This is a genomic window from Paenibacillus sp. J31P13, assembly GCF_056269295.1.
The window spans coordinates 35,504-60,168 of the sequence record NZ_JBWDNR010000003.1 but is presented as its reverse complement, the minus strand read 5'-3'; the positions used below and the strand labels follow the sequence as shown (position 1 = coordinate 60,168).

The following is a 24,665-nucleotide window of genomic DNA, read 5'->3' as shown; positions in this document are numbered from 1 at the left end:
TCTCCGAAGGATTTTCCCGAATTATTCAGTGCTTCCCCCATTTCCGTTGCCAAACATCTGCATAACGACGGACATTAGGCTTCCGCTTTCGGCTCCAAGCAGCCTTTCTACGTTAAAAACAAACGCCTGCATGCGTGAGGTGCGCTCCTCGTTCGTCATTTCAACCATATCATCATCAAAAACGGTATTCATATATGTCACAACCATTTCCATGCATTCATACGGGAACGGCGTGCTGAACACTCCTTGCTCAATGCCCTCGCGGATTATTACCGTCAGTATCGGAGGAACGCCGTTGATGATGACCTTTTGTATTTTTTGATGCATAAGCGCGTTCTGCGGCTTATGAATGTGATCCATAATTTCCTTGCTGCTTCCGTCACTTATGTTCAGAGCCATTACAACGCCAATAATACGCTCATTTAAGGGAATATTCTTGTCTACACCAATTTTCTGCGCCGCACCTAAGAGACGGACACTATACCGCTCAATCAGCGCGTCCATAATATCCTGTTTAGACTTGAAGTGATAATACAGCGTTCCTCGCGCAATTCCGACCTTTTCGAGAATATCATTTGTACTCGTGCCGTCAAAACCTTTCTGACCAAAAAGCTGATCCGCCGCGTCAAGTATTTCGTTCCTGCGTTCCTCGGCTTCTTTTACAACTCTCATTTTAATGCCTCCTCCATAACAGACCGACTGCCTGTCAGTTAAATAGTAACATACTACTTTGTGATGTCAATGGGATTCTAAATTATGTCAAAAAAAGACACATAAAACACATCAATAATATAACGCTTTCACCCCGAAGTACGCTATTAAAACGTATCTGTTCTATTAACATATCACCTCAGCGTGCAATCGTGGCTCCAAATCAAATCAACTTGCTGCATTTTAAAATATTAGATTCGCCCATTCCCTTATCTCCGCTCCTACATACAATATTTTAGCCCTTCAAATAAGGAGTGACAAGATCATGTCAATTTTCCCGCCTTTTGGCCCCCCAGGATTTCCTGGGCCACCGGGACCTCCAGGACAGCCGGGACAGCCGATGGCACCCAGCTCACCTCCACCGGGATTTATCCCTCAACAACCTGCGGTCTCGCCCTTTGCTGTTGACCCGGGAGCAATTTCCCGTTGTATGTTTAGGAATACGTACATTTGGCTCGTGAATGGAAATCAATTCTGGTTTTTCCCGGTCTTCTTAGGACGCACATCGGTTGCGGGGTTTCAGTGGAACGGAAGATTTTGGATGTACACTGGGCTGAGCTTGCAGTCTATCCAATCATTCACATGTGTTTAACCGAAAACTAGAAAAAGCTCCGTCCCATTAGGGATGGAGCTTTTTCTAGTTTGTGAAAAAAGCAAAACAGCCTACTAGCTTTAGTATGCATACGGCACAGTATTCGAGTAATGTACAAGGACGTCCCCTAGAATTGAGTTATAATCTCTTTGCGTAATTATTCAACTGCTCCGACATCCGATGAACCTCTTCAATAAAATCCGTAACCTGTCTTGACGACGTTGCCTGCTGCTCAACGATTGCCGTCATATGTTCAATAGATACACGCATTTCGCTTATCGCCTCTTCGAATGTTTTCAATGTTTGCTGAATCGCGTTCGTGGAGGTAAGTGTTTCAGTGGATAGTTTCCGTATCTCGCTCGCTACAATGCCGAATCCTCTTCCTCGATCCCCTGCATGAGCTGCTTCAATTGCTGCATTAATGCCTAAGAAATTAGTTTGGTCCGCTACTCTTTTAACAATCGATACAACTTTGTCTGTTTCGTTTACCTGTATTACAGTCTGATGGGCTAGCATAAGCAACTGTTGGGCATTCTCCGTCAGTATAACCGAACCTTCCGCCACTTGTGAGAGCTGATTGTTAGCTTGTGTTAGTGAAACCGAAATTTGATCGGCAATGGCTATTAATTCACTTTGTTTGCGAAGCTGAATGGCTATGCCGCCGATCACATTGCCATCGGAGCCGTGGAGCGGTGTAGCAGTCCCCGTAAATTCAAAACCATAAAATGCAGCAGGCACCTCCGACTTTAGCGCTACATTATCCCGAATCGCCTGTGTTAACGGCTCCTCGTGGTGCAACAGCTGACCGACTCGTATCTGCAAATCAATATTTTCTCCTGGCCAATAAGCAATAAATTTCTCTGTATCACAAATAGCAATCGATAATTCAGCAGGAACTGCCGCCTTTAGGATTGGAATCATAGCAACTACAGTTTCTAAGGATTCAATTCTGTTCATCTTGGATTCTCCTCAATACGTCACTATGTAATAAAACTTAATTTAATCATTTTTATCAAAAATTTTATTTTACCATAATTGGTGTATTTCAGGGATATATATTCTGATATAATAAATTTCTTTTGCCAAATCATCTGAAAGAACTATATATATTTATGGGCAAAATATAACAAAAAAACCATCCTCACACGGATGGATTTGATGATGGTGGAGGCGAGAGGCTTCGAAACCCTAGATCGCAAATAATTTAGTTATTCTATTTTAGTCAAATTAAATCTAGGCGATCCCCAGTCCTTTGGGAATTCCTTTTCAATAGTCTGTAATAACAGCGAAGATAAATTAAAGTTACTTTTAACATCTACTAAGAAAGATTCGGACCAGATAGCTATTATAATCACTTCACTGGAATTAATAATTGATTTCCAAATCTTAACGAGGAGATCATGAATACTAGCAAAAGTTAACTCTGAATATGTAATTGGCTTCAATCTTCTTCCCAAAAGACTCTTCACTGAGGTTAATGTTTCAACATCTATTCTATGTTTATTAGATACTCTAGAGATAGCGTTGATAGGATTAACAATCACATCAGGATCAACTTCTGGACTCTAAGTAAGTCCATGCCTCATCCGGAAGAAATTCACCATCAACATTGAGTTATCCTCCTTATAGAAATTCTTTTGGACTAAAAAACAAAAACCCGACCTCACGAGGTCGGGTTTTTCATGGTATTGGTGGAGGCGAGGGGATTTGAACCCCTGTCCAATTAACATTGGTTTTCATTAGTGCGTTTTTTCTTTTCTTAATTAGCCTTATTCTATGGGGGCTGGAGAGCTTTTATTTATTATTTAAAGTTAGGTTGTATTATCTAATATCAACAGGTTTTAGTCCTTTGGGCGATAATCCGGCTATGCATATTCGAGGGGAGTTTTATATTTACATCATACTCCTTTCACCGGATCCTCTTCATATAAGAAAAGCCCAGACTCCTTAAAGTCTGGGTTTTCATAGTTAATACGATTAAAAATATATTTTTTATTTGATCCACTAAATCAAACCAAACTCTTTTCTGCCTCATTTTCGGTCTGTTCAGCATCTATACTTACTAGCATTCTCAATACCGCTTCGCCAATGCTCTTAGCGAGAAGCGGAGGAACCGCATTTCCAATCTGTCTGTATTGAGCGTTTCGTTTGCCACTAAAAACATAGCTAGGTGGAAATGATTGAATCATTGCCGCTTCATAAGGTGTAAATGTCCTCGGTTGTTCGGGGTGAACAAATTTCAATCCATCTTTTTGCATATGCGACAAGATAGTGTTAGATGGCCTATTCCACGAATGTTTAACGTAAGTATCTACATGTTTAGTTCTATTATATGGATATAAATCATCTAAAAACTCATCATAAACAGGAGAGTCATTTTTAATAAACTGAGCTGAACTTGTCCCTTGTTGCATATGACTGAAGATTATAACATCTCGAAAATTATGAATTCTTGAAGTATGGTACGTTTTATAATTTTCATTATACAGGCTAACGAACGCTTTAAGCTTGATGTTATACTCTTTGATAAACTCTTTTAATTCTAGTTCCCTTTGGAATTCATTTCTCATAAGCTTATTGCCGTTTACATTCACATGACTGACTAGTTCGGAAAACTCTTCACTCTGTATCTCAACATTACCTTTATAGATCTGCTTAAGACCGTTAATCGTATCTATAAATTTACCAAAGCTTTTTTCAAAATTATTCAAGATATTTTTAAATTTGAGAAGGTCTGTTTTTGTACTCATTTCAGGCAACACAACTGGTAATTTACCAATCGCCTCTTTTATGGTTACGTGATTCCCTTCGGTAGTTTTCACGGGCAATATATTGTGCCTACCATGCAAATTCCCAATAATAATTACACGTTTCCGCTGTTGTGGCACACCAAAATCCGCGGCATTAAGCACTTGATATCGCTCAGCAATTCTATCCTCAAGGTATGTATTATACCCCAAAGACTCTAATTCATCACAAATTACCTCGATAGCAACCTGTTGTTTTTTATTCAGTTCGTCTTCAATCTCTTTAGAAATTATACCTTCAACATTTTCAAACACCACAAACCTTGGTCCTATTGCCTCGACCAGTTCAAAGAAGTGTTTGTATAACGTATTTCTAGGATCATTTTTTAGTGCCTCTCGCATTTCGGCTTTTCCAGATCGTGACGGACCTGCTAGAGAAAATGTTTGACATGGTGGTCCACCAATTATTACATCAACAACGTTTTTACATTCTGAAATAATTTTTTGTTTTACTGCCGGATCGGTAATATCACCTTTTATAACCTTATCTTCCCCTAAATGAATCGCGAGTGTATTGCATGCTTCCTCATCGATCTCAACTGCTTTTACGATTTCGAATCCATGGTTACTCAAATTTGCCATCTGAAAACCAGTAGAAAACCCACCACCACCAGCAAATAGGTCCAGTACTTTATATTTAGACATAGAAAATCGCACCTTCATTTATAATCATTCAAAATCATTATACCATCGTTTTAGAACAAAGGTTCGACATTTTATGAACACGACTAACTGTATTGTGACGTTACTGAAAAAGCACTCCATCCAACTTGGGATAAAGTGCAAACAATCAAACATAATTGCCCGACCTCTAGCAGCATAAAATCATCACATTAATATGGTAAAATAGTTTCATCTTCAATATTTGTACAATACCTATAAAGCTAACTCATGTCCTAAAAAATTAAGAGGGGTGTTATAATGACTATTAATTTTTTTGAACAACAAGAGACTATTGCAAAAAATATAATCATATTCATGCGGTCAGAAGGTTACTCGAAACTGTCTCTATCGAAACTAACAAGCCTTTCAACATCAGACATTGAACAGATTATAAAGGCAGATGGATTAAACCAAGAAATATACAATAGTCATATCAATAAAATTAATGATTTTTTTGATTTTCCGGCTGATTATTTTTTGGAGTCACAAGTAGCTACTGCATCACCACATGCCGATATAAAAACTTGTTCAACGAATGGTGATGACGCTGAGAGAACTGCAGAAGTTCAAATGTTATTTGATGGACTAAATAATATCTTGGAAATCTACTCTATGTATTTAAAATAGCCTTGAATCTCTTACGATTAGCGATCAATTTTACTAATGAATCATATATTCTCATTTTCTATCCCGTAAAACCTTCCAACGTAATCCTGTCATTTATGACCAACAGACGCAAGCTCTGTTTGTCAGATGGCACTATCCCACTCGACATTTTCACCGCAATATTGATTAATTTTTCTTCTTCGGGGGTCATCAATCTGTTTTGTTGAGCAAATTGCTTTAGGCTGCTCCAATAATTTGGTCCTAGATTCAATATTTTCACCTGAGCATCTATACCATTATCAACCTTCTGTTGAACTTTTGAGTGTTTTTCTATTTTCTTAACCTCGGATGTACTAACTAAAGCCTCTTCAAAACCGTTGACAATTTCTATTTCAATCTTTTTAACCTTTTCCCAACATTCAATTTTCTTACACCATTCCTGAACTATTTGAATTCCAAGTTCCGGAGATGTGATAATCTCATAAACAGCTTTTGATATGATCGTCAGTTGTTGAAGTACAATATCAGTAATAATTTGACGGTTCCAAATCACCTTAAGGTCTAACGACATACCATTGTATTTACTAGCAATTATATGGGACAGCAACGCAATGCTGTATGTTACGATATTTGGACGAAAGTTGTTTTGATACCATGGCTGTTCTGATATGAGGGATTCAGTTCTCTTAAAGAGGATAGCTAAGGCAACCGAATTTTTAAAATAGTCTTCGTTATACTCTAAATCTGAATCTGTCCATTGCTTTGATATCCAAGTAGCATAATGCCTGAAATTCTTTTGTGGACCTAGGCTCACTAAATGTGGAAATCCTCTCCATGAAAAATGGAATTTTCCCAAATCCGTTTTAGAGATTTGTTGATGGCGAGGATTTTGAAGCAAAAAGTTTCTCTTCTCAGCCGGAGTCATTTTTGATTGTTCATTGAGGTATTGACCTCGTGCTCTTTCATAAAACCAATGAGTCTCATATTGTACCCCACCAACCCTAGGTGCCCATAACCTTCTTGATAGACTCTCAATTCTGATGTGATAAGGATGATTAGCAAAGAAGTCCGCATCTTTTATGCCGTTCTGGCTGTTAGCATAGCGTGCAATTAGTGGTATCACTGTATCTGCAGTCTCAGAACTTACAACCGATAACTTCATTTGCACATAAACATTAGACAAGTCTGCCTTGTCTTTAATTTTTGTCATAAGAAGCGATGCGGTTGTTTGACCACCATTCACGATCTGTAGATTAGTTGCTGAAGTCAGTTGCAAACCAGTCTCAGTTTTTTCAAATACAGCATCCGTTGCTGTAGCAGAAATACCATTATTATAAGCAAAAAACATTTCCGGCTCATTTATTATTGTATTTCTTATGCCTTGGTTCACTTTCACTTTTGTACTTAGAAACGATCTTACGTTTCCTTCAAGTAACCTGCTTCCAAAACGATCATAAATCTGAGCTAGCACGTCCCCAGGGATCATGCATAGATAGGCTTTATATTCGCCTTCCTTCCCCCCCGCTTGGAGAGAGTACACTTCTTTCCCTTCGTATTGCATAAAGTCTATATGTAAGGGATCTTTTCCTGTCATTGATTCATGTACACGGTAGAACCTAGATATATCCCAAACACTATACTCTACTTTTTTCCCGAATATCTCATCTTCAGTTAAGTCTTTAACCCTGCTGCTCAACACATAATCAGTGATCAGATACAGCTTGAGACATCGAATTTCGTCTCTTCTTTTATATAGCTCATACGCTAAACCGAAGCCTGGAGAGCTTTCATCCACTGTGGGATGTAAACTTCCATTTAAGGATTCTTCTACGAATGTTCTAAGCCGATCAAACAATTTACTTATTTCTGTCTGCGTAAGTGTTGCAAGTTCATCTTTACCATGGTAACTGGAAATAAATAGTCTAACGGATCCATCAACATCATCAAAAGAATATCCGTGAACTTGCAGTTTTCGTTTTTTTCGTCCAGTCCCTTCATAGTAACAGGATTCAAAATCATCAAGTTCTTCGGCTTCCATGAGTTTTTTCGCTGATACACTGACAAAGGCTGACTCCTCAAAGTCTCTCTCCGACACTGACAATGATTTTACTGTTTCAATAAAATCTTTTAGGTACTCAATAAGTTCCATTAGTTTCCCTCCGAGTTGCTACAGTTCGTAGGACGTTAATGCAGACAAACTGATGTCATATTTCACATTTACAATTCCGGCATTGAGATCTTCGCGTCTAATAATAGGAAAATCATCAATTACTTTAAACCGTCGCGTTTGTCTTGCAATAAAATAATATTGGCGATATTCTTCCAGGAGGAAAAATCCAAAACCCTCGAGTATTGAATCAAATAGTTCCAATGCTTGCACATCAAATATTCTCTGTCTTATTCGGTTCGCGAGATCAATAGGATTAAATGATCCTGGTTCATTTTCACTCGTTTTTTCAAGATAAATCACAACGAGTTCACCACTATATAAAGGTAAATCTAATTGCTCAACAGATGATATTGTTATACTCTGAGCTCCTCGCCGAACTGTCTTAACTTCATACCAACAATCATAGAACCTGAAATCCTGGTCAGCTCCGGAAGGACCAAGCCAAGAACCAAGACTCACACTTGCTCCATATGCTGTTATTAGTTCATCGAGAAACAACAGTTCCCCTACTAAACCACGTAAACTCTGTTCATCTAAAACCTCAGAAAAACCTTTTTCTAATAGCTTTTTCCACCGTAAGTAACGATTATAAATAAAGGAAGCCCCTGTCGAAGTGTCTTGACACTCCCTACTAGACTGAATAATGTCATCACAAAGTTGTGAGAATAATTTCTTCAATTCCTCATTCACCAATTTGAAAATGATCGACCAGTTACCGTCGATTCGTTTTGATTTTATCACCTTTATAGATTGACCTTGTGGGAATACCGGTGGTTCAAAATCTGAGAGCATTATTAATAACCTTTCCCCTGTAATCTCACGCCCAAGGTATAAATCCAATATATGAGTATCATCAACCCTTTGATAAATCGGCTCTCCCTCCGGTCGAAGCCCCTCCCAAATCTCGTCGATTGTCTTCATATTATTCTTCTAACTCCTCATCTTCATCGTCATCCATTTCATCCTCAAACATGTTATTCCACTCTACCAAATTGGCTTTATAAATAACTTTTTTCTCCATATCAGAATCATCAAATTTAGGGAAACTAAGCCCTAAGGCAGTTAAAGGTATCTCCTTAACTGCGTCATCAGTTATTGCTGGTTCACCATTCTCCAGAAATGCATCAAGAATGTGAAGCAATAAAAGAGGACGTTCCCTTACTTCTCTGTATTTTTTATCAGATGGATTTTTGTTTATACTTTTATGGTAATCAATTATAGGTCTAACAACACTGATGGGAATCCCCTCTCTCTCTACCCCACGCGAACCAACACGTGAACTCGAGCCCGATACCAAAATATACTTTCCTCTGCCCCGTAAATCAACAGTTCTCTTCTGAGCCTTATACTTTACTCCCGCAATATCAGCAATATTTTCCACTCCGCCATTTGGTATTACCACATCCCAAGTAGACAGCATCGTTTCGCTAGTCCTCTCAAGGAACGATGCAATATTTTCACCTTGGAAGTTCAGGTTCAAAGGATGAATATTAAACTCACGTAGCAGATTTATAATAAGTGCCTTTGGTACCCTTCTCCAAATATTGTTGCCGCTATATTCCGAATTTTCTGACGGAATATTTTCTTCTTCCAAAGCAGAAATTAGACGCTTCACTGCTAAAGCATTTACTTTGATTCTTGATGAATCCGTGTACAGCCGTGTTGTTTCTGGGCCTTGCTCACTTAGGGAAATTAATCTTTCAATTGTTTTCGCTGTACGCATTTTATTTTTAGCCGTGACGATAAGGTTTCTCAGAGAAACAATAACGGAATCGGGATGAGCTCTTACCTTTAGTCCAAATTCTCTTGGCGTCATACCCTCCATTTTTTTAATTTCTTCTCGTAATTCTTTTGAGGCAGTCGAAATATGTCTATACCAGAGAATAGCTTCCGGAGCCATCCAAACCCTACAAAGGTCCTCATAATCTTCCCTGTATCCAAACCATCTTCCCATCTGCATAAGAGTATCGTACATTTGCGAGTTTCGATAAAAGTAACTGACACAAAGCCCCTCCAAAGTCAAACCACGAGAAAGACTATTCCCCCCCACAGCAATAACCCTTAAACCGTTTTCTTTATGGAGCTTATAGTCCAGAATAGCTTTGCCTTTCTTGCGTTTCTGGTTAACTGTCATAACAACTATTGGAAGAGCACCCTTTAACAAGGCTAGTCTGACATCTTCCCATGTTGAATTGGTTTCCGAATATTCTTTTTCCCAAGTGCCATGTAGGATCGAAATTGTGTCGTTCTCATGTGCTTCATTGGTAGGAAGTTGACTATAATGGCGAATATCTCTTTGAATTTCGCTGAGCCTAGCATCCAGATTTTTTGCAACCTCTTCTTGTACATCGGTGAAGCGACTTACGTTAACCAACATAGACCGATGGGTGGGACCTTCATTTCGTAAGTCTCGAATTGTGTTTGCTAGTATAAAAGAATATAAAGCATCTTCAAGACTTTCTGACAAACCCTCCACTTCTAAAGAGGACTTGTGGGGTGTAGGTATCCAATCTTCCGCGTCGGTAATTTTCCGTAAACAGTAAGATGCACTGCCATCTTCTCCAAATATAGCCTCCGCCCCAATATAATTAGTTGGTGGATCTAAAGAGTAAATGAAGTCGTGGGGAAATAGGTCGTCCTTTTCCATGCTATCGTCAGTTTCCGGATCTATAAAAATGTTGGCAAACGGTGTAGCGGTAAATCCCACATATGTCGAGCGAGTGAATAGCTTGAGTATTGACCGAATACCCTTGTTAATTGCAGTAGGTTCTTGACCATTTGCCTTAGTATTTACTGAAGCATTGTCAGCTTCATCATCGATAAGTAATAACGGCGTATCAATTAAACCATTTGCACCCGCGTTATGAGATCTTAACCAAATTTCCAAGTTTTCAAGAATTTTTTTATTCTTTTTTACAACTACCAAAGTTGGTTCTCGATGTGCTTCTACTTTGTATCCAAGTTGGTTTACTAAGTCACTTTTAAAATCGTTTTTTACAGATGTGAATACACCAGGATAACGATTCCCATCGATTAAACCAGTTCCTATAAATTTATTATGTTTTTGTTGAGATAATAAACCTGAACTATCCACTCCTACAAAACCCGCATCTAATCTTTCTTGGGTTTGCTTTCGTAAGTTTTCGAGAGTTCCAGTCAATAAAATGATTAACTTATAACCTGCATCGGCCCCTTTACAGCAAAGGGCAGTATAAGTCGATGTCTTACCTGACTGAACATCTCCCATTACTAGCCCTCGTCGACTCCATTTCCCTTCCTTTTTCGGATTTTCCATATAATCCATAATTTTATCTGTTACTCGATCTAACGTTCTCGTTACACCAGGATTCCAGCCCTCTTTTATTAGATATCTGCCATATCTATCCCAATAGTATGGATTAATATCAGGTTTCTTTCCGTAGTACCAAGAATTATGCTCCTCAGCAACAACAGCGGATCCAATATCCATTTTAATTGGTCGACGTGAATGTATTTTCTTTATAGCATATTCAAAGTCCTCGTCACTCACAGGATAGGCGAACCTTAGTTTCTCTGCTAAGTCTTTAATCTCCTCTTCTGTTGGTATTGAGGCTTCGTAGGTTATTAAAACTGCGTTGACGATGTTTTTTGCATTTTCAGTAGACACTCATTAATTCCTCCCGAATTCGATTTGTTACCACCGGATGATTGCAAAATGGATCTATTGTGTGTAACTGATCAATAATATTTTGCCTACCGCCTTCAATCAATCCACCGGATTTTACAAGTAATTCTGCTAACGATTTCAAATAGTCATAAACATCTTCTTGGTCCGGCTGCACTCTTTCATCCGATGCCATGTCAGAATATAAAGAATCCATTGGATAATTCTCCTCTATAGATCTCAGCAACAATTCAAACACAGCCCTTTCTTCCATGCCAAAACCGTTGAGCAATGAAACTACTAGTGGGTGTTTTCTATTAACCTGATACCATACTCCATCCCTTCCTTTGTAACGATCCCACAACCGGACATAACTTGCATTATTGATTTTCCGTCCACGAAACGTATACACTCTCTTACTACCTTCCGATATCCTATTGACAATACGCTTTAAATTTTGACGAACTGAATCTGGTGGGGTCGCCATAGACTTTTTTATATCTAATGTCCATAAGTGATCCATAGAATTGGGTATGTCAATTCTGACCCTTGCCAACTTGCTCAACTCGCCTTGCTTTGTCAGCCGGAACCATGTTCCCCATGATATTAATCTTTTATTTCGGTAGATATAAAATCCTTGATTTCTCCGTAATCCTTCTTCTCCTCCAGCTAGGCTGATCTCGTCACCAGACAGCTTACTGATATGCGGTAAAATATAGGGCTTTATTTTAACCAAATGACCCTCAATAGATATGATCTCATCCGGCATTGACTCGGTTGCGGGATGGGAAAGCAGAAATGGATCATACGGTTTAAGTGGGTTGCCATTGATTTGAACCCTCATTTTCCTCATACTATGGTCACCAGAAATGTAGCGATGGAATACTTGTGACAGATGTTCCCTAGCTAGGTCCATCTTTTCACCAAGTGCGGTCTCAATAGAAGCCGCTCCATTCAATATACGATCAAGATCTTGCCAAATTACCAAAGTTCCTTTTTCTTGTTTTTGAAGTTGATCAACAAGTGGTAAGTCTTTTATTTCATCGTCCTCATACTCTAATAATACCCAATCTTCTTCATCAATAATGACATCCAAATCCCATGATCTAGCCGATAGAGTACCACTATTAAGACTTACCACAATTAAACGCCGACATTGTGATAAGGAAGCCGTTTTCAATCCTAAGCCAAACCGTCCCAAATCATCGGCTTCACGAATATCATTTGGATTCTTACTTCCGTGACGCATTGCCTCAGTAAGTTCTTCAGGATTCATTCCAGTCCCATCATCAAGTATTGCTACAAATGGTTGCCCGTAAGGACTAAACCTGATACTTATGTTTAAAGCACCTGCTGTAATACTGTTGTCTATTAAATCAGCTATGGCTGATTCAAGGGAATACCCTATAGAACGAATAGAGTGAAAAAGTGACGGTGCGTTGGGTGGGTGTGTTTTTCTCTTCATTGTGACCTCCGGTAAATGCCGTGCATCTTGATTAATTAATTTCGAATATAGTAATAATATACCATAGTTATTGTGGAATTTAGTTGAAATATATACAAAAAAGGCATCTTAAGACACAAGACAGATTTGATAGTTTTATGGCTTCTCAAAACATAAAGTAAAAGTTATATAAACTGAAAACACCTCATATTCGCTGATTAAAAATAAACTTATGCTTAAACACAATAAAGACAGACCCTTTTGCAACTGGGTCTGTCTTTATTGTGTTTTACCACTTACAAATCTCTTATAGTTTCCTACAAAGCATACTATTCTCTAGTTATACAAAAATACTTTATACTCGCCGTCATCAATCTTTTCAATTTTAAAATCACACTTTAAAGAATGAAACAAGATTTCTAGTTGAACTACAACGTCTTGTGCATACACTTCAGTTGTATCCTTTTTAATCAGTGCTTCTTGGTTTTCCTCAAGAAATTTTTTTAATACTTCTTTAATCTCCCATAATCATTGCAATATCAGCTCCTTGACAGAATTATTCAACATTAATTATATCTTCACATTTCTTGTACAATGGATGACTATTTTTATATATCAATCCAACATTTTTCTAAGTCATTTCCAATAAAAAAAAAAGTCCATTTTTCACTCGGACTTTAAATGTTCATAGTAGGATTTTATACCACACGCAATTTCAAAGCTCTATACAGGGTAGCTCTCTTTAGACCCGTCATGTCTTCGATATCAGATATTGAATGCTGCTTAGCATCATAGAGTTTTATTGCTCGTTCAACCTTTTTACCATCCGTCTTAGGTCGCCCACCCTTTCTACCTCTTGCTCTAGCAGCTTCTAATCCTGCTTTAGTTCGTTCCACTATCATTTCTCGCTCTAACTCTGCTATAACACCAATCATTTGAAACATAGCTCGTCCGGTTGAAGTTTTTGTATCTAATCCATCACATATACTCACCAACTCAACGCCCAATTCCGTCAATTGCTCATAAACTTCGATTAATTTCTTAGTTGAACGTGCTAACCTATCTAATTTATAAACAACGAATACATCACCAGCCCTTAACGAATCTAAAGCACGCTGTAACTCTTTACGATCATCCTTAGCCCCACTCGCCTTCTCTGTATAAGTTCGCTCACAACCTGCTTTATTTAAAGCATCCGTCTGTATATCAAGTGACTGTTCAACTGTAGATACCCTTGCATAACCAATCATCATTTCGAAATCCCCCCTCTTTCATTTATTATCCTTATTGTATGCACAAAACGCACATTAATAAAACGTAGATAATGTTACGACTTTTGAAACGAATTATTCTCTATTTAAAGCGAATAAACGACTTATTTGAGGATCTAAAAAATGAAACAAATACGAAGGTTTTTGAAAAATGACATATGCCCTTAAATAAATAGAAGGGCTAGAAAAAAACTCATATTTTTTGGAATATCGTTTATATAAGGAGGGAATTATAGATTCATTGAGGTGATTCATATGTTGAGAAAAATAGCTGATGTAAGCATCAGCGATCTAAAAATCATAATAGGTAACAATATACCTGAAAATGCAAAGCCTAGGATGCTCCCACTAATCCATTACTATAGGGATTATAAAATTTGCCAAAATTGCTTTCACGCATCTCACAACGGGAACTTATGTGCTTGCTACGGAAAAAAATATTGGGAACTACTAGTTATTCGCATTTCTGCATTAGTTAGTACATATACGCACCAGCGGGAATATACACATCCTAGTATGAAAAATCCATTAACAAATCATCTATTGCAAATTGATTCGGTCGAAAAGGAAATGCACAATTTAAACTGTTTTCCTGTTTCTGGTAAGGAAATTGTGGAAATTCATCATTCCCCAACAACCTCGGGGCAGGAAAGAGTTTTTGATATGACTATTAATATTTTCATTAAAATAACCTTCTTTTGGAAAAAACAAATTCCATTGATATTTATCAACATTCATGAATTTGTGAGGATTGATCATATTGAAAATGGAACTATAGATGATTCGGAAATCCAGAAAATCGCTGAATTTATCTGTGATTTTTCGAAGAAAGTTAATGTTTACAATTCATTACGAAATGATGCAGCTAAAAAAAAATACTACATTAACAATTTTCTGATTTTACCCCGGCTGATTCGATTAGAACCACAATGTGTGAAAGTTTATGATGAAATTAACAAGCAAGAATGTTTAAGACTAATTGAACACGCTAATGCTAATAAATTATCTGATTATTTTAATCAATTATTAGAGAAACAATCCGATATCCTATAAATACATAAGATAAAGTTCTATCACCCTAGCTTTTTCAATATAATACAAGCCGATTCTTTCTCCAAAATGTCTCTCCGCCAACAAGTTCATATACTTTTTTTCCAGAAAAGCATACATTCCTAATAACTTAAGAGATTTCGAAATGAATTCCTTTGGTGAGTGGTTTCATACGACACGGAATAACGACTCAGTTTCAAATCTCCCAATAGTTCTTTCTCGTAAATTCTATTTAAACACCTCCTTTTTTATTTTGCTAGATAGATACGGGTAACGTCATCTCTCTCATGTCCTAAAAGCTTTGAAACCTCTTCTCTAGCTTTCATATTACTTAGTCCTTGGTGTTTAAGTGTCTCGTAACTTGCTTGTGCGTACGCGTGTCGCAAGCCGTGAAACGTGATATTAACTTTATCTCGCTCTTGATCCTTAAACTCATCTCGGTTTCTATTTATCCAGTTTTGTATTTGCTTTATAACCAAATGCGTCTTTTCTTCACGCTCTACAAAAAGTTTCTGACCACGATCTACTTCCTTAATGCAGTCTGTTAATAAGCGTCTACTTTCACTAGAGAGTGGCAAATCACGAATCTTCCCCCCTTTGCCTTTAATCGTCAAGATATTTGTTTGTAGAGCCTTCTCTGCTTGGCTACGGTCGATTTTAAGTGTTTCATGGATGCGTAAGCCCTCATTCATAGCCAGTATCGCTATAGAGGCAATTCTGTCGTTTCCACGTTCAATGGCAAGTGTACGAAAGCGTTCATATTCATCATTTGACCATGCTCTTGCAATACCTCCAAATGTTCTCTTTTCGAGATCAAAAGTAGAATTAGGGCTAATCCTATGCTTTGGTTGATCCACCTTATCGTGGGTGAACCGAATAATAGAAAGACGATCTTTGATCGTAGATGGTGAAAGATCACTTGTCTGCATGAATTTAATATATGCTAGTACGTGTTTATCCCCAATGTTCTTAAAAGCTTGTAGCTTAAATTCTTTAGATAAAAATTTGCAGAAAAGCTTACTTTCCGCTTCATATTTACTTCTCGTATGGTAGCTTCCTTGACGATTGTGTTTATAAATCTTATCAATTTGACTTTCCAGATTTTCATAGATTTTTTGCTCTTTGTCCGTGAGATTATAATTTCGTTTCATTTGATTCCTCCTCTCATTGGATTTGGACGGATTGCGGCCATAATATCACCGGAGATACTTGATCTTCCACTAATCTTCTCGCTTTTAGCTGTCCAAAGCCATGACTTCGGCGAGTTCGTACAGTCTGTCTCTGTATCTTATTTACTCGCAAAAAAATTGCTCATATAAGATAACAGAGACAGACTTGCTCGATATGTAATTGTCACTGTGCTTAGCTTATTGCATGTTCAGTAATTTACTGCCTCACACCTGCTTCGCAGGTGTACAGCTTCGCTGTACGGAGACAAACCTCATACCCTATCGGGTGTTGCTTCGCAACTGAGATTTCGCAGGGACATTTGAACGCTTCCCTCATAATAGCGTGTTTTTTTCGTTGTTCTCATTTAGTGCAAATCTCTTTCTATGAAAAATTGCCAAGTGTCGTACTTCATCGCCGCAACCAGCTTGGGTTTTCATTTCCTATTGTGTTTCTTTTCTATCTTTATACAAACTAATAAATGACATGTTTAATGCCTCCTTTTTTATTTATCCTTGCATCATACTCTATACAACTTTCATTTATAACGACCTAGTGATTATGTAAAAAGGATTTCTTCTAGTCCTATCTGACTTGCTTAGATTTAAAATTATTCCCATATTACGAATTTAAAAAGACCGCAATTTATTGGGCGGTCTTCAATATCGATTTAGTCATTGCTTAAATCCGAAATGGATTTAAAATCTCCTTACGTCCTCCCAAAATAACTGTGTCGCATTTTGAGATTAAAATTGGATTTATCATCAACTGTTCCAATCTTTTTAAATTTTGTCGAACTGTATATTCACTATATTTTGGCTTTAACTTATGACCTGTCGTTCTCTTTTTCAATGATTCAATCCCATTAATTCCATATTGCGAAATGTTCTTTAAAAACTCTTTTAAATTGGTTTTCTCTCGTTCTTTCATGTTGCAGTTTTTAATTATTCTTGAAGCTTCACTTCCGGTAAAAAAATCTCCTTTACGGAATATTGGAGGTATATTTTGTTCCATGTATTTATGCCAAAAATCCATACTAAAATAATTATCTAATACTTTTTTTAAACCATATTGCCTTTTCATGTAATTCAAATGGCGGTTTAAAATTCGAACCTCAAGTCGCAAAACATCTTTTTCGTATGACATAATTTCTTCAAGTTTGTCCTCTCGCTCTGTCTCTTTATCATAAATGATCAGAGTTATTGATTTGGAATTGTAATACACAGTGGTATCGAAATCGGTATTTTTAACCTTAAAGCCGTATCTTTCAATGGATTTCTTAAATAAATCAATCAATACTAATCTTTCAGCTTTATCTGGAATAACGACATCAAAACGATAGTCAATCCGACATAGACTAAATTCCTTATCGTTCTGTTCGAATACAAAAAACAGATAATCGTTCAACTTCCGTCGAATGGCATGGATGTCATTCTCACGGATGACACCCCGATTAAATAACTTCACTACATCAATCGTTGTAAATAACCACCACGAACTGAATTTTTTTATTATGTCTGTATCGAATATCCCTTCGTAATGGGAGTCTATTTTTACGGATGTGAATGCCATGTCCTCTTTGAATCTCCTTTTCAGATTACTAACATCATTATCCGATAATTGTATAAATAACTTTGCTGTATGAATCATTTCCTACACTCCTCTAATGTCATTTTTAAAATCCGAAATTACCCAATGTTTATAAGGGACGGAAGGCTTCTTTGTTACTATTTTTTTCACTAATCCAAACATAATTTTTTGTCCCCTAATCAGTCTTCACGACGTAACCATATCGTAGTAATACCTTACGTTTCTTATTACTCGGCTATAGTTTAATGATGTTCAACAAAAAGGACAGTTCCATATAACAAGGAACTGTCCTTCTAGATACTATAGGGAAATTCGAGACATATTAGCTATGCATTATAGAGTAACTTAAAGCTCGACAGGTATAGAACCGTTTTTCGCCCAAAAATACTATCTTTTATTTTATGATTATTGCACAAAGAAAAGATATTAACAGAAGGAGGATTTCATAATGGAAAAAGGAAACATTCTACTAACAATTGATGAAGCTAGAATTATTCTTAGAGTGGGTCGGAATGTTATGTATGATCTGGTCAAGAGCGGTATCCCTCATATTAAGATTGATAAACAGATCAGAATACCCAATGAGGAATTAACTGCATGGGTAAAAAAACAGACTATTACCTCATAAAAATTTAGTACCATAACTCACAAGTATGGATTTCTGAATCGGCTAGTCCCTCTACAGTCCCTAGTCACAGTGTATTAATAATCTAGTGCACTTATTGTTGATATCTCTACCATTGAGGTTAAGAGCAATAAATAATTGGCTTTCTAAAATTATAAGTTATCAGTGTTCCGTGTAGAATATAAGACTTATTAAAGAACCAGGTGTTGTACTTTATAGCAAATTATCAATGGGAGGGTCACTTATGGCCGGAAATATTAAAAAAGTTGGAAACTCGTTTAGAGTTTGCTTGGAATATGAACGAGATGCAAATAACAAAAGAGTAAGAAAATACAAGCAAGTACAAACGCGTACTGAAGCTAAAAAATTGTTGAATGATCATGAATACAAACAGGAAAGAAACCTTTTAATAACTCCCAGGGATTATACATTATCTAAATTTTTGGATTACTGGACAGATACCTATGTCAGAATGAAATGCCAAGCAACAACCGCATATGGATACAAGAACATTATCAACAATCATCTAAAACCCTATTTAGGAGATTTTGAGTTACAAAAGTTACAACCAAATCAAATTCAAGAATATTACTTACACCTGATTGACGAGAAAGGTTTGTCGCCTAATACCGTAATTAAACATCACACTCTCCTAAAGACAGTGTTGAAGTATGCTGTTAAGCAACAAATTATACTCAGAAATGTCGCTGATGCAGCGGAAGCACCCGTCAAGGTAGAATTCAAGATTCAGCCATATACTAAGGATCAATTGAAAGAGTTACTTGAAAATCTTACCGGTTCTACAATTGAAGTACCAGTATATTTAGCCGTCTACTTAGGATTAAGAAGGTCAGAAATCATGGGGTTAAAGTGGAAAAATATCGACTTTGAGAACCGATTGATTTATATTTCAGAGGTAAGAACTAGTGCCGGAAAAATTGAGGTAGTCAAAAGACCAAAAACGGATAAAAGTGAGCGAACTTTATTCATAGTAGATGAATTATTAACTGTCTTGCAGAAACAAAAAGAGAAAAACGAAACTTATAAAAAAACACTTGGTCGGACATACAAAAATACCGATTACGTGTATACACATGTTGATGGAAATACGTATCGGGTAAATACGATTACGGAGCAGTTTAAAAAGTTCCTCGACAGAAAGGGGTTACTAAGAACCAGACTCCATGGTCTGAGGCACTCTTTTGCAAGCATTTTATATGAAGCTGGTATTGACCTTAAAGCAATATCTGAATCGCTTGGCCATTCAGATATTGGCACAACCAATAAATTATATACACATACTTTTGACAAAACACATGAAAAAACGGTCAATGCATTAAGTATTGTATTGAACAAAAGTGAGTAAATAATCTCCAGCTCAATTTAACTGAGCAGGAGATTTTTTTGTTTCAATACTCCCGTATTCGCACCCAACACCACTTCGATTACATTGGAAGAGATACTATCGTTGTAGCCCTAGTAGCTTCAAAAATCTTGAGAAAATATAGATAAAGTGCCTAATGGCTACATTTGGGCTATATTTTTAAGACAAAACAAAACCCCGACCTAACACGGTCGGGGTTTTCATGGTGGAGGCGAGGGGATTTGAACCCCTGTCCGAAGATCACGCCACACAGGCTTCTACGGGTGTAGTCACAGTTTTGATGTCACCTATCCGGACGCCCCGTAACCGGCTTCTGAATAGGTCAGCCTGATTGTCTTCTTCAGCTCACCGCAGGCGGAGATGAGACAGCGTATTCCACTACTGGTTAGCCCCTATCCTAGTCACATGGACGATGCTAGGTAGAAGCACGCTAACAGTTTCTTAGGCTGCTAAAGCGTAGTTTGTTTGTTGTTTGCCGTTTAATAGGCTTTAGCGTTGATGAAGCAGACGACTCCCTGCTACCCGCAACCCGCGCTCGTCCAATCCCCGTCGAATCCATAAACGCCCCCATAAGGCATAAAGCGTTAGCTGTAAAAGCTACTAACCTTTAGCACGAATGAAGCCTAGGATTAAGGAGCAGCAATGATCAGATTCAAAGATCTGACAAAGCGTTCCGATTGTTTAGCACGATTGCTTAATTCTTTGTAGCTTATTGCTCGTTACTACTTACTTAGTATAACACGAACCACTCTGGAATGCTCATAGTTGTTACTGGGAGCATTGGATGCTTGCATCCATGGAAAACATCGGGTTAGTTCGATACCTTCTGTTTCTCACGCAGAGCACGCTGGATATCACGCTGAGCATCGCGCTTAGCTGCAGTATCACGCTTGTCGTATTGTTTTTTACCTTTACCAAGTCCAATAAGGAGTTTGGCAAATCCATTGCGGATATAGATCTTCAATGGAACGATGGAGTAGCCTTCCTGCTTAGATTGACCAAGCAGCTTATGTATTTGAGCCTTATGCATCAACAGCTTACGAGCACGCGTCGGGTCAGCAGGATTATGCATATTCCCTTGATCAAACGGACTGATATGCATATTATGTATAAAAAGCTCACCGTTGCGAATCGTCGCAAAAGCATCACTAATGTTCGCTCTTCCGTTTCGCAGCGACTTAATTTCTGTACCCATCAGCACCATGCCAGCTTCGAACGTTTCCTCAATGAAATAGTCATGGGAAGCCTTCTTGTTCTGAGCGAGCTGCTTGCCGTCACTTTTCTTGCCCATGCTAGTCACCTCGATAATATTACTTTTTTTCTTTCGTACACTGGAGTTTATTGTAACAACTTTAACACCGGAAATCAAGGAGACTGCTGGATGTACAATACGCCCCACATTATTAATGAATCAAAAAAACCGCCCTTAACCCGAAGGTTAAGAGCGGTTTATCAACGTTCTTAAGCTATTAAAGCTTAACTACGTTTTCAGCTTGCGGTCCGCGGTTGCCTTGAACAACGTTAAATTCTACGCGTTGTCCTTCTTCAAGAGTTTTGAAGCCTTCGCCAGTGATTGCGGAGAAATGTACGAATACATCGTTGCCGCCTTCAACTTCGATAAAGCCGAAACCTTTTTCTGCGTTAAACCATTTAACTGTACCTTGTTGCATGTGTAAAAACCTCCAAAAAAATAATATTAATATGCGCCTGGTTTGTCTTTAAACAAAAAATTCACACATTGAAAAGGGTTTCATACTATAATGACACCTTTTTCAATATGCGAATTCAGGTTCATATTTGCGATTGATTTGAGTTTACTATACCCAGAATTAAAAAGCAAGTAACAAGCTAAATATATTTTCCCAATTTGTCCAGTTCACGGCGGTTTCTGAAAACTTTATTTTCAGAAACCGCCCACTGGTTAATTATTTGCGATTCTTGCGTACGAACGCAGCCGTAGAGTTGCCTCCGCCACTGTTTTTCTTCTTGCGCTTCGGCTTACCTTGACCGCCGCCGCTGCCGTCCGGGCTCGGCGTTCCACCCGAACGCTCACCCGTGAACACGCCGCTCTGCGACGTATTCTTCCGCTTCGCGCCGCCACTGCCATCGCTCCGCCGCTTCCCGGCTTCACGACCATCACGGCCAGCCCCTCCGCCTCCGCGGATCGGCAGGCCCCACATATCCTTGCGCGGCTTGCTTCCGCCGCCTTGCACCTGCTCACTGCCTTGGCCCGGCGCCATATCCGCCTCTTGCCGCGGCCCACGCTCTGCCGGCGCGTTCCCGCGACCGTCATTCACGCCAGCCCCAGCTCCGCCGCTTCCGCCGGCGAAGCCGCCACGACCGCGCCGCTTGCTTCCGCTGCGCGCGCCATCTGGTGCATCCACGCGCCACGGATTGCCCTGGCCCTGCGCACCCGCACTCGCTCCGCCTGCGCCTTTGCCTCCGCGACCTTTACCACCAGCATTTGCTCCGCCTCTGCTTTGCTCGCCGCCTGCTCCTCCGCGTCCGCGTCCATTACCGCCGGCACTTGCTCCGCCTTTGCTTCGCTCGCCGCCTGCTCCTCCGCGTCCACGTTCCTGACCGCCAGCACTTGCTCCGCCTTTGCCACGGTCGCCGCCAGCACCTCCGCGACCGCGTCCTTCACCGCGACCGCCATAGCTGCCACGGTTTCTGCCGCCGCGGCCACCGCTAAATCCACCCTCATCAAAGCTGCCGCGCGGCTTCATATCGACCATCTCAAAGTCGATCGTATGCTCGGTCATACTGACCTTTGCAATCCGAACTTTAACTTCATCGCCAATGCGATAAACCTTCGAGGTGCGCTCACCTACCAAGATCATATGCTGCTCATGGAAGTTATAATAATCATCCGACATATCACTCAGACGGATTAATCCCTCTACGGAATTATCCAGTTCGATGAACATACCGAAGCTCGTTACGGAGCTAATAATACCTTCGAACTCTTCGCCGACCTTATCTAACATGAACTCACATTTTTTCAACTGATCCGTATCACGCTCTGCATCAACCGCTATACGCTCGCGCTCAGATGAATGCTGAGCAATCTCCGGCATGCGTGCTGTGAGCGCCTCGTGACGGGCTTCAGTCAACTGACCGCCGCCCTCCAGCACTTCACGAATGACACGGTGGATGACCAAATCGGGATAACGCCGAATCGGTGACGTGAAGTGTGAATAGAACTCTGCCGCAAGGCCGAAGTGACCTAAGCTTTCCGCATCGTATTTCGCTTGTTTCATAGAACGAAGCATAACCGTAGAAATAACGGTCGCTTCCTTCGTACCGCGAATATCCTCGAGCAACGTTTGCAAAGCGCGCGGGTGAACAGAGTTAGCCGTCCCCTTCACCGTATAACCAAAGTTAGCAGCAAACTGAATGAAATTCAGCAATTTTTCTTGATTAGGGTCCTCATGAATCCGGTAAAGGAAAGGCACGCGCAGCCAGTGGAAATGCTCCGCAACCGTCTCATTGGCAACCAGCATGAATTCTTCAATAATTTGTTCCGCAACGGAACGTTCCCGTTTCACGATATCAATCGCTTTACCATTCTCATCGACAATAACCTTGGATTCTTGGAAATCGAAATCGATAGCACCGCGCTTCATCCGTTTCGACCGTAGACCCATAGCCAGCTTTTCCATCAAATCAAACATATCAAGAAGACCGGCATACCGCTCTTTAAGTTCCGTCTGAGGCTCCTCTTCCGATGCAGTAAGAAGCTTTTTAACGTTAGAATAAGTCATACGTTCTGTCGTACGAATCACACTCGTAAAAATATCATGACGAACTCGCTTCAATGTTGCCGCATCAAATTCCATCTCACAGGAGAGCGTCAAACGATCCACTTGCGGATTTAGAGAACAAATACCGTTCGACAAACGATGTGGAAGCATCGGAATAACACGGTCAACTAAATACACACTACAGCCTCGGCTATAAGCTTCCTGATCCAGCTGGGAATTCTCCTTCACGTAATAGCCTACATCTGCAATATGCACACCAAGCAAGTAATTTCCGTTCTCCAGACGCTTCACATGAACAGCATCATCCAAATCCTTAGCATCCTCGCCATCAATGGTCACAATAACCTCATTGCGCAGATCACGACGGCCCTGCTCGACAATTTCCTCATCCGTTATGGAATCAGGAGCTGCTTCAGCTTCAGCCATTACCTCATCCGGGAAGCCTTCTGGCAGCTGGTGCTTACGAATAATCGACAAAATATCGACGCCGGGATCATTTTTATGTCCTAATATTTCGACAATTTCCCCTTCAGCCGCAGAACGCCCTTCTGGATAGGAGACGATTTTGACAACGACTTTTTGGCCTGACACCGCGCCCTCATAGCCGCCTTTAGGTATAAAAATATCCCGATTGATTCGTTTATCATCCGGCATCACGAAAGCATAGGACTCATGGTCTTCAAATGTTCCTACAATCTGCGTTACTGCGCGCTCCACGATTCGGACGATCTCGCCCTCCATCCGGCCGCCATGCTCACTTCGTGATGTAACTCGAACAAGAATGACATCGCCATTCATCGCACTCTTCAGATCATTCGCATGCAAATAGACATCCCCGTGGGTCTTATCATCCGGTATAAGGAATCCAAAGCCCTTCGCATGGGATTGCAGCTTGCCCCGCAGCAAATTCATTCGTTCCGGCACACCATAGTGATCATTAGGCGTACGAATGATTTTACCTTCATCTTCAAGCTTATTCAGAAGCTTCAGGAATTCCTTGAATTCTGCAGCATCTACGATTCCGAAGTGCTTCTCCAGCTCTTGGTAAGTCATTGGCTTATATGCCGTTTCTCTCATAAAATCAAGCAGTTCCTGCTCGTAATTGATCATTTTTGTTTTTTCTCCTCATACATCCGCTGCAATGCTCTATCTTCGATGCAACAGATTGATAGATTACC

General features: G+C 39.5%; 18 protein-coding genes and 1 other RNA gene. 5 read left to right on the top strand and 14 right to left on the bottom strand.

The annotated features are described in order from the left end of the window. Window positions 1–21: 21 nt before the first annotated feature. Window positions 22–672, bottom strand: a complete 651-nt coding sequence (locus AC0YOD_RS11315; protein ID WP_475799405.1) for a TetR/AcrR family transcriptional regulator — start codon at window positions 670–672, stop codon at window positions 22–24. Between the two features lie 304 nt (window positions 673–976). On the opposite strand from AC0YOD_RS11315, the gene AC0YOD_RS11310 reads away from it, so the two are divergent. Beyond that, window positions 977–1,303: a collagen-like protein gene (locus AC0YOD_RS11310; RefSeq protein ID WP_475799404.1), complete on the top strand. Its 327-nt coding sequence runs from the start codon at window positions 977–979 to the stop codon at window positions 1,301–1,303. 138 nt (window positions 1,304–1,441) lie between these two features. Here AC0YOD_RS11310 and AC0YOD_RS11305 read toward each other — a convergent pair whose 3' ends face one another. Both AC0YOD_RS11305 and AC0YOD_RS11300 read right to left on the bottom strand, forming a co-directional pair. After that, on the bottom strand, window positions 1,442–2,260 hold the full coding sequence (locus AC0YOD_RS11305) for a methyl-accepting chemotaxis protein (protein WP_475799403.1): 819 nt from the start codon (window positions 2,258–2,260) through the stop codon (window positions 1,442–1,444). A gap of 1,052 nt (window positions 2,261–3,312) precedes the next feature. After that, window positions 3,313–4,755 carry a DNA cytosine methyltransferase gene (locus tag AC0YOD_RS11300; protein ID WP_475799402.1) on the bottom strand — a complete coding sequence of 481 codons (1,443 nt, stop codon included), beginning with the start codon at window positions 4,753–4,755 and terminating at the stop codon, window positions 3,313–3,315. A gap of 276 nt (window positions 4,756–5,031) precedes the next feature. Here AC0YOD_RS11300 and AC0YOD_RS11295 point away from each other — a divergent pair, with 276 nt between their 5' ends. Next, window positions 5,032–5,400 carry a hypothetical protein gene (locus AC0YOD_RS11295; protein ID WP_475799401.1) on the top strand — a complete coding sequence of 123 codons (369 nt, stop codon included), beginning with the start codon at window positions 5,032–5,034 and terminating at the stop codon, window positions 5,398–5,400. Window positions 5,401–5,458: 58 nt separating this feature from the next. Here AC0YOD_RS11295 and AC0YOD_RS11290 read toward each other — a convergent pair whose 3' ends face one another. The 5 genes from AC0YOD_RS11290 to AC0YOD_RS11270 form a co-directional block, all read right to left on the bottom strand. Next, window positions 5,459–7,528 carry an AIPR family protein gene (locus AC0YOD_RS11290; protein WP_475799400.1) on the bottom strand — a complete coding sequence of 690 codons (2,070 nt, stop codon included), beginning with the start codon at window positions 7,526–7,528 and terminating at the stop codon, window positions 5,459–5,461. Window positions 7,529–7,546: 18 nt separating this feature from the next. Beyond that, window positions 7,547–8,470: a PD-(D/E)XK motif protein gene (locus tag AC0YOD_RS11285; protein ID WP_475799399.1), complete on the bottom strand. Its 924-nt coding sequence runs from the start codon at window positions 8,468–8,470 to the stop codon at window positions 7,547–7,549. 1 nt (window position 8,471) lies between these two features. Continuing rightward, window positions 8,472–11,195 (bottom strand): Z1 domain-containing protein, encoded by a 2,724-nt coding sequence (locus AC0YOD_RS11280; RefSeq protein ID WP_475799398.1) that lies wholly within the window; start codon window positions 11,193–11,195, stop codon window positions 8,472–8,474. After that, window positions 11,185–12,657 (bottom strand): ATP-binding protein, encoded by a 1,473-nt coding sequence (locus AC0YOD_RS11275; protein ID WP_475799397.1) that lies wholly within the window; start codon window positions 12,655–12,657, stop codon window positions 11,185–11,187. Before AC0YOD_RS11275 ends, AC0YOD_RS11280 begins: the two co-directional genes overlap by 11 nt. A gap of 677 nt (window positions 12,658–13,334) precedes the next feature. Beyond that, window positions 13,335–13,889, bottom strand: a complete 555-nt coding sequence (locus tag AC0YOD_RS11270; RefSeq protein WP_475799396.1) for a recombinase family protein — start codon at window positions 13,887–13,889, stop codon at window positions 13,335–13,337. A gap of 276 nt (window positions 13,890–14,165) precedes the next feature. On the opposite strand from AC0YOD_RS11270, the gene AC0YOD_RS11265 reads away from it, so the two are divergent. Next, window positions 14,166–14,960, top strand: coding sequence for a hypothetical protein (locus AC0YOD_RS11265; RefSeq protein ID WP_475799395.1), 795 nt, complete (start codon window positions 14,166–14,168; stop codon window positions 14,958–14,960). 245 nt (window positions 14,961–15,205) lie between these two features. Here the strand turns inward: AC0YOD_RS11265 and AC0YOD_RS11260 are convergent, their stop codons facing one another. Together AC0YOD_RS11260 and AC0YOD_RS11255 are read right to left on the bottom strand one after the other, a co-directional pair. After that, complete coding sequence (locus tag AC0YOD_RS11260; RefSeq protein WP_475799394.1) at window positions 15,206–16,108, bottom strand: tyrosine-type recombinase/integrase; 903 nt, start codon at window positions 16,106–16,108, stop codon at window positions 15,206–15,208. A gap of 697 nt (window positions 16,109–16,805) precedes the next feature. Continuing rightward, window positions 16,806–17,774, bottom strand: a complete 969-nt coding sequence (locus tag AC0YOD_RS11255; protein ID WP_475799393.1) for a phage/plasmid replication domain-containing protein — start codon at window positions 17,772–17,774, stop codon at window positions 16,806–16,808. A 388-nt stretch (window positions 17,775–18,162) separates the two neighbouring features. Here AC0YOD_RS11255 and AC0YOD_RS11250 point away from each other — a divergent pair, with 388 nt between their 5' ends. Next, window positions 18,163–18,342 carry a helix-turn-helix domain-containing protein gene (locus tag AC0YOD_RS11250; RefSeq protein ID WP_475799392.1) on the top strand — a complete coding sequence of 60 codons (180 nt, stop codon included), beginning with the start codon at window positions 18,163–18,165 and terminating at the stop codon, window positions 18,340–18,342. 241 nt (window positions 18,343–18,583) lie between these two features. Continuing rightward, window positions 18,584–19,705 carry a tyrosine-type recombinase/integrase gene (locus tag AC0YOD_RS11245; RefSeq protein WP_475799391.1) on the top strand — a complete coding sequence of 374 codons (1,122 nt, stop codon included), beginning with the start codon at window positions 18,584–18,586 and terminating at the stop codon, window positions 19,703–19,705. Between the two features lie 221 nt (window positions 19,706–19,926). On the opposite strand, the gene ssrA is transcribed toward AC0YOD_RS11245, so the two are convergent. From ssrA to rnr, 4 genes are all read right to left on the bottom strand, one after another. Beyond that, window positions 19,927–20,292, bottom strand: a transfer-messenger RNA (tmRNA) gene (gene ssrA, locus AC0YOD_RS11240). 242 nt (window positions 20,293–20,534) lie between these two features. Then, the gene (smpB, locus tag AC0YOD_RS11235; protein WP_475799390.1) at window positions 20,535–21,014 is read right to left on the bottom strand and encodes an SsrA-binding protein SmpB; all 480 of its coding nucleotides are present in this window, start codon (window positions 21,012–21,014) and stop codon (window positions 20,535–20,537) included. Between the two features lie 178 nt (window positions 21,015–21,192). Further along, a complete protein-coding gene (locus AC0YOD_RS11230; RefSeq protein WP_028609190.1) occupies window positions 21,193–21,393 on the bottom strand; it encodes a cold-shock protein in 201 nt (66 codons plus the stop codon). 255 nt (window positions 21,394–21,648) lie between these two features. After that, the gene (gene rnr / locus AC0YOD_RS11225) at window positions 21,649–24,594 is read right to left on the bottom strand and encodes a ribonuclease R (RefSeq protein WP_475799969.1); all 2,946 of its coding nucleotides are present in this window, start codon (window positions 24,592–24,594) and stop codon (window positions 21,649–21,651) included. Window positions 24,595–24,665 lie beyond the last annotated feature (71 nt).

Coding starts and splice junctions, on each gene's coding strand:
- AC0YOD_RS11315 (WP_475799405.1), bottom strand. CDS start 672: ATGAGAGTTGTAAAAGAAGCCGAGGAACGCAGGAACGAAATACTTGAC.
- AC0YOD_RS11310 (WP_475799404.1), top strand. CDS start 977: ATGTCAATTTTCCCGCCTTTTGGCCCCCCAGGATTTCCTGGGCCACCG.
- AC0YOD_RS11305 (WP_475799403.1), bottom strand. CDS start 2,260: ATGAACAGAATTGAATCCTTAGAAACTGTAGTTGCTATGATTCCAATC.
- AC0YOD_RS11300 (WP_475799402.1), bottom strand. CDS start 4,755: ATGTCTAAATATAAAGTACTGGACCTATTTGCTGGTGGTGGTGGGTTT.
- AC0YOD_RS11295 (WP_475799401.1), top strand. CDS start 5,032: ATGACTATTAATTTTTTTGAACAACAAGAGACTATTGCAAAAAATATA.
- AC0YOD_RS11290 (WP_475799400.1), bottom strand. CDS start 7,528: ATGGAACTTATTGAGTACCTAAAAGATTTTATTGAAACAGTAAAATCA.
- AC0YOD_RS11285 (WP_475799399.1), bottom strand. CDS start 8,470: ATGAAGACAATCGACGAGATTTGGGAGGGGCTTCGACCGGAGGGAGAG.
- AC0YOD_RS11275 (WP_475799397.1), bottom strand. CDS start 12,657: ATGAAGAGAAAAACACACCCACCCAACGCACCGTCACTTTTTCACTCT.
- AC0YOD_RS11270 (WP_475799396.1), bottom strand. CDS start 13,889: ATGATGATTGGTTATGCAAGGGTATCTACAGTTGAACAGTCACTTGAT.
- AC0YOD_RS11260 (WP_475799394.1), bottom strand. CDS start 16,108: ATGAAACGAAATTATAATCTCACGGACAAAGAGCAAAAAATCTATGAA.
- AC0YOD_RS11255 (WP_475799393.1), bottom strand. CDS start 17,774: ATGATTCATACAGCAAAGTTATTTATACAATTATCGGATAATGATGTT.
- AC0YOD_RS11250 (WP_475799392.1), top strand. CDS start 18,163: ATGGAAAAAGGAAACATTCTACTAACAATTGATGAAGCTAGAATTATT.
- AC0YOD_RS11245 (WP_475799391.1), top strand. CDS start 18,584: ATGGCCGGAAATATTAAAAAAGTTGGAAACTCGTTTAGAGTTTGCTTG.
- smpB (WP_475799390.1), bottom strand. CDS start 21,014: ATGGGCAAGAAAAGTGACGGCAAGCAGCTCGCTCAGAACAAGAAGGCT.
- AC0YOD_RS11230 (WP_028609190.1), bottom strand. CDS start 21,393: ATGCAACAAGGTACAGTTAAATGGTTTAACGCAGAAAAAGGTTTCGGC.